Genomic DNA, 11,053 nt, shown 5'->3' with positions numbered 1-11,053 from the left:
GCGCAGCGCCGAGAGCCTCGACGACCTCAAGGCCGGCGGGGCACCCCTGGTGCCGGTCGGCGGCGACGTCGACGCCGGTCTCGAACTCGACCCCGCGCTGTCGGACGGCAACCTGATGGGCAAGCGCTACGTCGACGACGCAGGCGCCGAGGTTCTCGTCACCAAGGCGGGCAAGGGCACGCTCAGCATCGGGACCGCGCCGCTGGCCATCAAGGAAGCCAAACCGCTGCCAGCGAGCGATTAGCGACTGACGCGGCTAAACCACGCCACGACCGCTCCGTCAGGCATCCTTAGCGCGTGAATGTCGACGCGCTGCTGCAGACCATTCCGCCGATCGCCGTGTACCTCGTGGTCGGCGTGGTGATCGGCCTCGAGAGCTTGGGCATTCCGTTGCCCGGCGAGATCGCCCTCGTCAGCGCCGCCCTGCTGGCCTCGCGCCACACCCTCGACATCAACCCGGTTGGCGTCGGCGCCGCGGCCACCATCGGCGCCATCGTCGGTGACACCATCGGGTACAGCATCGGCCGCCGCTACGGCATGAGTCTGTTCGAGCGCCTTGGCAGGCGCTTCCCGAAGCACTTCGGCCCCGGGCACGTCGCGCTGGCCAAGCAGTTCTTCACCAGGTGGGGCATGTGGGCGGTCTTCTTCGGTCGCTTCATCGCGTTGCTTCGCATCTTCGCGGGGCCGCTCGCCGGCGCCCTCAAGATGCCCTATTCGCACTTCCTGGCCGCCAACGCATCTGGCGGGCTCATCTGGGCCGGTGGCACCACCGCCGTCGTCTACTACCTCGGCCTCGCCGCCGAGAAGTGGTTGTCCCGGTTCTCGTGGGTGGGGCTGCTGGTCGCCGTGGTCATCGGCGTGATCTTCACGCTGGTGATGAGGGAACGCACCGCCAAGGCGATCGCCAAGCTCGAGGACGAACACGACTGGGACACGCTTCGCAACTCCTAGCGGATGGCCCGCCCCGTGCGCGCGGGCGTGGCATTGACGACGTCGTCGTTGAAGCGTGCCAGCACCAGCGCCTGCGTCGCCGCCAGATGCTTTCGCGCGATGGCCTGAGCCTCCTCGGCCCGTCCGGCGGCGATCTCGTCGACGAGCTTGCGGTGGGTCCGCACGGCACCGCGCGCCTCGGCGGGAGACGGGTACTCGCCCAGCCTGATTCGCGTCGCGGCCCACTGTTGCTCCTGCGCGGACCACAGCGCGACGAGGCTCCGTACGACGTAGCGCATGGTCTCGTTGGGGGTGAAGCCGACGACGAGCTCGTGGAACTCCCTGGCGATCCTGGTGAAGGCCTCGCCGTCGGACACCGCGCTCGCGGAGGCGTCGACGTTGGCGGTCAGAACGGGAACGACGGCGGTCGCGCGGTCCGCTCGCCGGGCCACCTCACCCGCACAGAGCGGCTCCAGCAGCACCAGTCCCTGCGCGAGGTCGCCGAGCGGGACGCCCGCGCCCTGCAGCAGGAGACCCAGGTGGTAGGCGCCAGATGACTGGTCGGGGCGGTGCACCTCGGCGCCCCCGACGCTTCCCCTGCGCACGGTGACCAGTCCCTCGGTCTCGAGGATCCTCAACGCCTCGCGCACCGAGGGGTAGCTCACCCCGAAGTCGCTCACCAGCTGGTCCTGGATGGGAAGGCGGTCGGCCGTTCGGCCGCTGAGGATGCCTTCACGCAACTCGCTCGCGACCGTCTCGGCGATGCGGCGCTGGGGCGTCCGTCCTGGTGGCACGGAACGAATACTAGCAATCCTTATAAGGATTAGCCTAAGATCGGCGGGTGGACTTCGAGATGGGCCGCGAGGCGACGAACCTCCGCCATGACCTCCGTCGACTGGTGAAAGCCCATGTGCCGGAGGACTTCCTCGGCGCCTTCACCGACGACCCCGCCGATCTGGAGGTGGCGCAGGAGTTCTGCCACCTACTCGCCGAACGCGGTCTGCTGTGCATGTCGTGGCCCGAAGAATTCGGTGGACGCGGGTCGTCGGCCTGGGAGCAGACCGTGGTGCGCGAGGAGATGTGGGCTCACCACGAGCCGCGCGGCGCGCAATACATGGGCGTGAACTGGGTGGGTCCGACGCTGATGCGGCACGGCACCCAAGAACAGCAGCGCAGGCATCTGCCGCCGATCGCGCGCGGCGAGGTGATCTGGTGTCAGGGGTTCAGCGAACCGGAGGCGGGCTCGGACCTCGCCTCACTGCGAACCGCCGCGACGCGCGACGGAGCTGGCTGGCGGATCAACGGCCAGAAGATCTGGACGTCATACGCCACGATGGCGCAGTGGTGCTTCCTGCTCGCCCGCACCACCAAGGGCGGCAAGAAGCAGGCCGGGTTGACGATCTTCCTGGTACCCATGGACGATCCGGCGATCACCGTGCGGCCGATCGGCTGCATGATGGGCCCGCACCACCTCAACGAGGTGTTCATCGACGACCTTCGGGTCACCGAGGCCGACGTGCTCGGGACGGTCGACGGCGGCTGGTCGATCGTGGCCGACGTGCTGTCGTTCGAACGCCTCGGCATTGCCCGCTACGCGCGGTGTGAGCGGCTGCTGCAGATGGCGCCACAGCAGCTCGGCGAGCACTGGCTTCATCTGCCCGCCGAACTGCGCGGCCGGTGGACCCGAATGCTGACCCATTGCCGTCGCGCCCGCCTGCTGGCCTACCGCCTGGTGTCGCTGCAGAGCGAGGGCCGGGTGCAACCCACCGACGTGGCCGCCTACCGCATCGCCGTCACCAAGCTGGACCAGGACAGCGCGGAGGTGCTGATGGAGATCATCGCCGAGGCGCCGGAGGAGGGCACCGAATTGTTCCGATCCGAGATCGAAGACCATTGGCGCTACTCGCAGGCCTCCACGGTGTCCTCGGGCAGCATCGAAATGCAGCGCATCCTGCTGTCGCGTTCCCTGCTGGCGGCGCGATGATCACCGATCTCGGCGACGAAGCCAAGGAATATGGGCGCCAAGCACTTCGGGCGTTCGAGGCGGCAGGTGGCGATGCGCTGGTGCAGCAGGCCGAAGCCGACCCGGCCGCACGCGCGGCGCTCGTCGATCCGGTTCTCTCCGATCTAGGGGTGTGGGAGCTCGAACCGCGCGAGGACGCCGACCAACTCGAGGCGGCGGCCGCGCTGTGCCGCAGTACCGGTTACTGGGCACTCCCCTACCCGGTGGCGGAGCGGCTGTCGCGGACCGCGGACGACGACGGGTTGGTGGTCGTCGCCGATACTCGCCCGGTCGGCGCGGTCGCGGGTGTCGACGTGCGCTGGGGCGCCGTCACGTTGGATGGCCGCCGCAGCACCGCGGTCGCGACCGGCGATCCCGAGCGCGCGTTCGTGACGCGGCTCGCGCTGACCCCGATCATCGGCTCTGGTTCACCCGATGGCACCGCAGACCTGCCGTTGGCCCTGGTGTTGCCGTGTTGGACGTTGCTCGGAATGCTGGACAGGGCAATGGAACTCACCATCGCCCACGTCCGGCTGCGCCAGCAGTTCGGTCAACCGCTGTCGGCCTTTCAGAGCGTGCAGTTCCAGCTCACCGACGGCGAGGTCGAACGGGCGGGGCTGGAGATGCTCGCGAAGTACGCGACGTGGAGCCTGACCACGGGCGGCGACGACGCGCTGAACGACGCGCTCGCACTGCGGATGGCCGCACTCGAAGCTGCCGAGATCGTCTTCCGCGTCACCCACCAGCTGCACGGTGCCGTCGGCTTCTGCGACGAGACGACGCTGTCGTGGCTGTCGCGCTACAGCCAGCCACTGCGTCGCCTACCGCTGGGCCTCTCGGCGACCCGCACGCGCCTCACCGACCGTCTCGGCTCCCACGGTCTGTCGGGTCTCTACGGCGATGCGCGCGAGGTCGTGTCGTGACGGCAGAGCTCGACACCTTCCGCGCGCAGGTCCGCTCGTGGTGCGAGGCGCACGTGCCGACCGATTGGCGTCGCACGCAGGCCGGCGCGAGCGATGACGAGTTCGTCGCGTTCCAGAAGGCCTGGTTCGCCGAGCTGCACACCGCGGGCTTCGCCGTGCCCCACTGGCCACGCGAATGGGGCGGCGGCCTGCCGGTGGTACAGCAGATCGTGCTCTATCAGGAGCTCGCCGCGCACGACGCGCCGCGACTGGTGTTGGCATTCGTGGGGATTCACCACGCCGCGTCGACGTTGCTTGCCGCGGGCACCGATGAGCAACGACGACGGCACCTACCGGCCATCCTCGACGGTGAGATCTGGGTGCAGGGCTTCTCCGAGCCGGAGGCGGGCTCCGACCTGGCGTCGCTGCGCACGACCGCGCGCATGGTCGACGACGGCTACCTCGTCAACGGCCAGAAGCTCTGGGCCAGCGGCGGTTTGCACGCCGACTGGTGCCTCTTGTTGGCCCGCACCGATCAGGAAGCGCCCAAACGCAAGGGCATCTCGTACTTCCTGATGGACATGCGAACACCCGGTATCGACGTCCGTCCGATCCGCAACGCCATCGGCGAGTCCCACTTCTGCGAGATCTTCCTCAACGACGTGGTGATCCCCGCAGATCAGCTGATCGGCGCCGAGAACGCGGGATGGCAAGTCGCGCAGGCCACCCTCGGCGCCGAGCGCGGCATGACGATGCTCGAGTTGGCCGAGCGGCTGCGCAACGTCGGGTTTCGCCGGCTGGTGCAGGAGTGCGGCAGGCAGCGACCGGACGGCTCGCGCGCGCTCGACGACTCCGCGGTGGCAGACCGGCTGGCGCAGTTCGACATCGAGATCGAGGGCCTGCGGGCGCTGTGCCGCAACGTGGTCGAGGGTCACGACGAGGGCACCGTCGGGCCGGCGGACCCGTCGATCGTGAAGTTGTTCTACAGCGAGCTACTGCAACGGCTCACCGACTTCGCCACCGACGTCTCGGGCCTGCACGCGCACACCGTGCTGACCAAGCCGACGTCGAGCGGATGGGAGTCGGGCGCGTGGGCGATCGACTTCATCGGGTCGTGGGAGTGGACCATCCCCGGCGGGTCGAGCGAGATCCAGCGCACCATCATCGGCGAGCGCGGCCTCGGCCTCCCCAGGGAAGCGGTGAGCTAGTGACGTCGGATCTGCGGGAGTTCCACGACGAGCTTCGGTCAGTGGCCAGGGAGCTACTGGGCAAGGGCGGCGATTGGCAGCAGATCGTCGACGCGGGCTGGGTGGGGATGGAGATTCCCGAATTCCTCGGCGGCGCAGGAGCATCGTTCGTCGAGACCGCCATTCTCCTCGAGGAGATCGGGCGCGCCGCGGCGGCCACCCGTTGTCTGGGGAACACCCTGGCGGTGGCGGCATTGACGGCGGTGGCGGCCAACGACTCCCGGAATGCGCTCCTCGAGCGGATCGGCGGGGGCTCGACGTCCGCCTTGGCCACGGGGTTCACCGTGTCCGGCGATGTGGTGTCGGGCCGCGCGGAGTTCGTGCCCGATGCCGAGGGTGCCGATGCCGTCCTGCTGCTGGCCGACGACGGCGGCACTCCCGTCCTCGTCCTGGCCTCGGGTTTGACCATCACCGGACAGCCGGTGCTCGACGGGACCCGCGCGCTGTCCGTCGTGACGGCAGATGCCGTGAAGGTGACCGAATCATGGCCGCTGACTGCGGATCCCGGGGTGGTGCACGACCGCGCCGCCGTCGCGGTGGCCTGTGACAGCCTCGGCCTCAGCGAGGGCATGCTCGCCGCCACGGTCGAGTATGCGACGGTCCGCCACCAGTTCGGCAGACCCATCGGCTCGTTCCAGGCCGTCAAGCATGCGTGCGCGGACATGCTGGTTGGGGTATCGGTGGCTCGACAGTTGATCACGACAGCCGTCGAATCACTCGCCCGTGGCGAAGACGCCGGCGTCCCGGCATCGATGGCGAAGTCGTACGCGTGCGCCACTGCCGTCGACGTCGCAGGCAAGGCCATGCAACTGCACGGCGGCATCGGCTACACCTGGGAGAGCGGTGTGCACGTATATCTCAAGCGCGCCATGCTCAATCGCGCTCTGTACGGCTCCCCCGCATCGCACCGCGCTCGGCTGGCGGCCCGGTACCGCTGAGCGTCACCAGCCGCCCGGTGACGCAAATGTGGCGTCATACTGTAGGCCTTTCGATATAGTGCGCGTATGTCGTCCACTCGATTCGATGCGGTGATCATCGGCGCCGGTTTCTCCGGGCTCTACATGCTGCACGAGCTGCGCCGCAAGGGCCTCCGTGCCTGCGCGCTGGAGATGGCAGGCGACATCGGCGGCACCTGGCTGGCCAACCGCTACCCAGGGGCGCGCTGCGACATCGAGAGCATCGAATACTCGTACAGCTTCTCCGACGAGATCCAGCAGGAGTGGGTCTGGACGGAGACCATGCCCGCACAGCCCGAGATCGAGGCGTATCTCAACTTCGTCGCGGACCGACTGGACCTTCGTCGCGACATCAGGCTGCACACCAAGGTCGTCGCCATGACGTTCGACGAGGACGCCGCGGAATGGGTGCTCGAGACCGACGTGGGTGAGCACTTCGTCGCCCCGTTCGTGGTCGCGGCATCGGGCATTCTGTCGGTACCACTCGAGCCGGCCATCGTCGGCATGGATACCTTCGAGGGCACCTCGCTGCACACCAGCAGATGGCCCCGCGACGGCGTCGACCTCACCGACAAGCGCGTTGGGGTGATCGGAACCGGTTCCACCGGTGTGCAATTGATCCCCGTCGTCGCGAAGGAAGCCGGCCATCTCGTGGTGTTCCAGCGCTCGCCCGCCTACACCCTGCCGTGGAAGGTCCGTGCGTTCGATCCGGGCGAGCTCGACGGACTGAAGGAGCAGTACGACGAGATCCGCGCAGCCCAGCGGGAACATCCCGTCGGCGCGGCCAGGCTCAGCGCGTTCTCGCTGCTGATCAACATGCTCAGCCGACCACCCATCAAGGGCGCCACCGCCGATGAGAAGCGCAGGGCCGTCGAGGAGAACGGCGTGCTGGGCGCCCTCGACTGGGGTGACGTCTTCTTCGACATCGAGGCCAACCGGATGGCCACCGCGCTGTACGGCGAGGCCATCGCCCACATCGTGAGCGACCCCGCCACCGCCGCTGCTCTGGTACCGAGCCACCCGTTCGGGTGCAAGCGTCCGATCATCGACCAGGGCTATTACGAAACGTTCAATCGCGAGAACGTCACCCTCGTCGATCTGCGCACGGGGCCGATCACGGCGGTCGAGCCGAGTGGAATCCGGACCGAGGCGGGTTTTCACGACCTCGACGTCATCGTCTACGCGACGGGGTTCGACGCCATGACCGGCGCGCTTACGCGCATCGACGTGCGGGGCCGCGGTGGGGTCTCCCTCAAGGACGTGTGGGCCACCGATGGGCCGGTCTCCTACCTCGGCCTTGCCGTCGCCGAATTCCCCAACCTCCTCGTCGTGCAGGGTCCGGGCGCTCCGGCGGCGGCCACCAACTTCGTTGCAGCACTTGAACAGCACGTCGAGTGGATCGGCGACTGCGTGACGTACCTGCGCGACAACGGACACCGCACGATCGAGGCACTGCCGGCAGCGCAACGGGAATGGGCCGAGCTGACGACGGCGCTGGTCGCCCCGACGGTGCTGATGCACCCGTCGTGCAGTTCCTGGTACAACGGCGGCAACGTGCCTGGCAAGAAGCGGATGTACATGGGTTTCACCGCGGGCATACCCGAGTACCGCCGCCGGTGCGACGAGATTGCCGCGGCGGGATACACCGGCTTCAAGCTCGGGTAGCCGAGGCGAGCCCCGCTTCTCTCACCCCCTCCCCGCGAGCGTGCGTGTCCGAACGCGACACGCCGCTTCCGAATGGCAGTCCGCGCACCTTCGACTACAGATCGATGACGAGCTCCCCGGCCGGGATCGAACAACAGATCAGGACATTGCCCTCCGCGGGCGGCTCGAGAGGTTCTGGGTCGTACCGAACGGAACCCGACAGCACGGCGGTTTCGCAGTTGTGGCACACGCCGGTCCGACAGGACCACCGGGTGGGCACGTCGCACGCCTCCGCGAACTCGAGAAGACTCGCGTACTGAGGACCCCACGGCACGGTGAGACCGCTGCGGGCGAAGTCGACGTCCGGCCCAGCCCCCGGAACACCGGGCGGCTGGTGCGGTGGACTCGACGTAGCAGCGGCGATGCCGGGCGTGAGTGCTGCTGCGGCACCGAAGATCTCGCTGTGGATGCGTTCGGCTGCGAGTCCGTAGTCTTGCAGCCCTGCGCTCAGCACAGTCATGAAGGCGGGCGGACCGCACAGATAGGCATCGGAATCTCGCGGCGGACCGAGCGCGTCGAGCACCTCGACCGACAGCCGACCCGCCGCGGTGTAGTCCGACCCGAGCCGGTCGGAGGCTGCGGGCTGACTGTAAAAGACGTGGAATCGACTGCCGAGCAATCGATCCAGGAGCTCCCGACACTCGGCGGCGAACGGATTCTCGGCTCCGTCCCGCGCGCCGTGCAACCACCAGACTTGGCGTGACGAACCCGACGCGACCAGCGCGTGCAGCATCGAGAGCACCGGGGTGATCCCGACGCCTGCGGAAAGCAGGAGCACGGGACGGTCGTCGTCGGCAAGGATGAACGTGCCACGCGGAGCGGCGACGTCGAGCACGTCGCCGACGGCGATCTGGTCGTGGAGGTACCCGCTGCCGCGACCATTCGGTTCCCGCTTGACGCCGATGCGGTAGGCGCCGGAACCAGGCAGATTCGACAGCGAGTAATTTCGGATGACCGTGCCCCCTCCCACGCTGGCGGGAAGCCGCAACGTGATCGACTGGCCCGGGAGCCACTTTGGCAACCGGACGCCGTCGGGGTCCGCCAGCGAGACCGAACGAACGTGGGCGCTTTCGTCTCCGATCGCGGTGACGAGCAGCTGCCGGAAACCCGTCCACGCCGGTGGCGGAATACTCGCGGCGTTGGTCAGGCCGGTGTTGCCAGTGGACGCCGAACCGTCCGCCTGCCTGGCCAGGTTCTCGAGCGAAGACTTCCACCCTTGGCTCAGTGCCGGGACCTTGAGTGCCCGCCCAAGGGCCTCGCGCGGATGGCCCGGCAGGTAGAGCAACGCGTCGATCTCGGCGACGGTGACCCCCTCGGGCCCCGAGGCCACCTTCACGATCTCCTGGCCCGCCGCCACCTCACCCTCGGCCAGCACCCGTAGGTAGAAGCCTGGGCGATGGTGAGATACCAGCAGCGAGGCCATGTTCGGAACCTCCATCCGCATGCCAACGCGATAGCACGTCACACGCGGCTGGGTGACCTCGAACAGCGCATGGCCGATCCGATAGCGATCACCGACGCAGACTTCGTCGTCGGGCAGACCGTCGACCGTGAAGTTCTCTCCGAAGTGGCCCGGCGCCAGGTCGTCGCGGCCGAGTTCAGCGGCCCAGTGGCGGTATGAGTCCAGTTGGTACACCAGGACCGCCCGATTCTCACCGCCATGCCCACCGAGGTCCCCCTGCCCGTCACCGTCGACGTTGAGACTGCGCACCATTCGAGGTCCATCGACGGGAAACTTGAAGGCGCCGGTGTGAACGGTCCTGCCCTTCCAGCTGACGTCCTTCGGTAGCCCGACGTTCAGCGAGACCAACGTCGCCATGGCGTCACCCTCCCCTCGACCTGACTGACCCGTTGCGCCTCTAGAAAAGTAACCCCTTCCTCCTCACCACGAGCTCGGATGGGGCCGAGGCCCACCGGCGTACTGTCGGCGAGGTGGCGCTACCAGGGTTGACCAGTGTGCGCGACGGTCTCGGCCAGCGCCTGTTCGGTTTGGTGGCGGGTCCCGAGGGCCCGGCCAACCGTGCCCGCATCCACGGCACCCCCGGCCCGCGGTGGTTCGACGAAGACCGTCCCATCAGGCGGGTGCACGGCGACGCATCGATGTTCGTCGGTGGGCTGCGGGCGCTGCTTCTGCAGTCGCTGCATCCACTCGCGATGGCGGGCGTCGCCGAACACTCCGACTACCGGGGCGACCCGTGGGGACGGCTGCAGCGCACCAGCACCTTTCTCGCGGTCACGACGTTCGGCCCGGCACAGGATGCCCAGCGAGCCGTCGACAAGGTCCGCGGGATCCACCGGCGGGTTCACGGGACGGCGGCCGACGGGCGGCCGTACGACGCGTCCGACCCGCACCTCCTGGAATGGGTGCACATCGCCGAAACGGACAGTTTCCTGGTGGCACATCAGCTTTACGGCGCCAAGCCGCTGGATCAGCGGGGCCGCGACGAGTACGTCGCCGACACTGCCCGCGTCGCCACCGCGCTCGGGGTGCTCGACCCACCGCTGACCGAGCGGGACCTCAAACAGCGGATCGCGGCCTACCGACCCGAGCTGAGCGGTACCTCAGCGGCGCGCGAGGCCGCCAAGTTCCTGCTGCTGACACCTCCGCTGCCACTGCTCGCGCGCCCGCCGTACGCGATCCTGGCCGCGACCTCGATCGCCATGCTGCCTGCGTGGGCGAGGCTGCCACTGCGGCTGCCCTACCTGCCGCCGGTGGAGACCACCGCGGTCCGCGTCGCGGGTCGAACCCTGGTCGGCGGCATCCGTTGGGCACTCAACCGGGGTTGACCACAGTTATACGGAAACCGTTGTGCCGGTTACCCTTTCGGCGAAGCTCACCAGCTGCGCGGCGACGTCGTAGTCGCAGGCATTCGCCCCGCGGCCGCTCAACGTCGGCCCGCCCTTCAGCCCGAACCTGCCGTCGATGCCCACGTAGCTGCCAGGCGGAATCGGCTCGCTGATGCAGTACAGAGTCGGCGCGGCGCCGGCGTCGATGTCGTTGGCCAGCACGTTGGCCACAGACTTCACCACCGAGTGGAACGCCGACATGACGCGTTTGTCGGAGACGTTCGACAGATTCGACGCCACCCAGCCGGGATGGGTCAACTGCGTGGTGATCGGCGAGCTGGCCTCGCGCAGCCGTCTGTCGAGCTCGAGGCCCCAGAGCATCACCGCCAGCTTCGACCGGCCATACGCGGGGAAGGCCGACCACTTGCGGACGCGCAGGTGGGGATCGTCGAGCGCGAGGGTCGCCGATTTGTGCGCATCCGAGGCGACATTGATGATCTGCGAGCGCACCCGACCGAGCAGCAG

At 68.3% G+C, this 11,053-nt stretch carries 11 protein-coding genes; 8 read left to right on the top strand and 3 right to left on the bottom strand.

What is annotated here, in order from left to right; all coding sequences use genetic code 11:
• On the top strand, positions 1-244 hold a 244-nt coding region (locus ACRDUX_RS02540; protein ID WP_526410703.1), incomplete at its 5' end, for a hypothetical protein.
• A gap of 53 nt (positions 245-297) precedes the next feature.
• On the top strand, positions 298-951 hold the full coding sequence (locus tag ACRDUX_RS02535; RefSeq protein WP_526410701.1) for a VTT domain-containing protein: 654 nt from the start codon (positions 298-300) through the stop codon (positions 949-951).
• On the opposite strand, the gene ACRDUX_RS02530 is transcribed toward ACRDUX_RS02535, so the two are convergent.
• Positions 948-1,733 carry a FadR/GntR family transcriptional regulator gene (locus ACRDUX_RS02530; RefSeq protein ID WP_526410705.1) on the bottom strand — a complete coding sequence of 262 codons (786 nt, stop codon included), beginning with the start codon at positions 1,731-1,733 and terminating at the stop codon, positions 948-950. The genes ACRDUX_RS02535 and ACRDUX_RS02530 overlap by 4 nt on opposite strands.
• Before the next feature lie 38 nt (positions 1,734-1,771).
• Here ACRDUX_RS02530 and ACRDUX_RS02525 point away from each other — a divergent pair, with 38 nt between their 5' ends.
• From ACRDUX_RS02525 to ACRDUX_RS02505, 5 genes are all read left to right on the top strand, one after another.
• Entirely contained in the window at positions 1,772-2,914 is a 1,143-nt protein-coding gene (locus tag ACRDUX_RS02525) for an acyl-CoA dehydrogenase family protein (protein ID WP_526410699.1), read from the top strand.
• Complete coding sequence (locus ACRDUX_RS02520) at positions 2,911-3,855, top strand: acyl-CoA dehydrogenase family protein (RefSeq protein ID WP_526410697.1); 945 nt, start codon at positions 2,911-2,913, stop codon at positions 3,853-3,855. The genes ACRDUX_RS02525 and ACRDUX_RS02520 overlap by 4 nt, the downstream gene beginning before the upstream one ends.
• A complete protein-coding gene (locus ACRDUX_RS02515; RefSeq protein WP_526410695.1) occupies positions 3,852-5,042 on the top strand; it encodes an acyl-CoA dehydrogenase family protein in 1,191 nt (396 codons plus the stop codon). Before ACRDUX_RS02520 ends, ACRDUX_RS02515 begins: the two co-directional genes overlap by 4 nt.
• Positions 5,042-6,019 (top strand): acyl-CoA dehydrogenase family protein, encoded by a 978-nt coding sequence (locus ACRDUX_RS02510; RefSeq protein ID WP_526410693.1) that lies wholly within the window; start codon positions 5,042-5,044, stop codon positions 6,017-6,019. The genes ACRDUX_RS02515 and ACRDUX_RS02510 overlap by 1 nt, the downstream gene beginning before the upstream one ends.
• A gap of 66 nt (positions 6,020-6,085) precedes the next feature.
• Entirely contained in the window at positions 6,086-7,702 is a 1,617-nt protein-coding gene (locus ACRDUX_RS02505) for a flavin-containing monooxygenase (protein ID WP_526410691.1), read from the top strand.
• 94 nt (positions 7,703-7,796) lie between these two features.
• Here the strand turns inward: ACRDUX_RS02505 and ACRDUX_RS02500 are convergent, their stop codons facing one another.
• Positions 7,797-9,560, bottom strand: a complete 1,764-nt coding sequence (locus tag ACRDUX_RS02500; protein WP_526410689.1) for an MOSC domain-containing protein — start codon at positions 9,558-9,560, stop codon at positions 7,797-7,799.
• Between the two features lie 113 nt (positions 9,561-9,673).
• Here ACRDUX_RS02500 and ACRDUX_RS02495 point away from each other — a divergent pair, with 113 nt between their 5' ends.
• Complete coding sequence (locus ACRDUX_RS02495) at positions 9,674-10,528, top strand: oxygenase MpaB family protein (RefSeq protein ID WP_526410687.1); 855 nt, start codon at positions 9,674-9,676, stop codon at positions 10,526-10,528.
• Positions 10,529-10,534: 6 nt separating this feature from the next.
• Here ACRDUX_RS02495 and ACRDUX_RS02490 read toward each other — a convergent pair.
• On the bottom strand, positions 10,535-11,053 hold a 519-nt coding region (locus ACRDUX_RS02490; RefSeq protein ID WP_526410685.1), incomplete at its 5' end, for a Rossmann-fold NAD(P)-binding domain-containing protein.

This window comes from Mycobacterium sp. (assembly GCF_050701675.1).
GTDB lineage: Bacteria > Actinomycetota > Actinomycetes > Mycobacteriales > Mycobacteriaceae > Mycobacterium.
This window is presented reverse-complemented; position numbering and strand designations above follow the sequence as displayed.

What these genes read in the sequence shown, in the direction of transcription:
- ACRDUX_RS02520 (WP_526410697.1), top strand. Translation starts at nt 2,911, where the DNA reads ATGATCACCGATCTCGGCGACGAAGCCAAGGAATATGGGCGCCAAGCA.
- ACRDUX_RS02500 (WP_526410689.1), bottom strand. Translation starts at nt 9,560, where the DNA reads ATGGCGACGTTGGTCTCGCTGAACGTCGGGCTACCGAAGGACGTCAGC.
- ACRDUX_RS02505 (WP_526410691.1), top strand. Translation starts at nt 6,086, where the DNA reads ATGTCGTCCACTCGATTCGATGCGGTGATCATCGGCGCCGGTTTCTCC.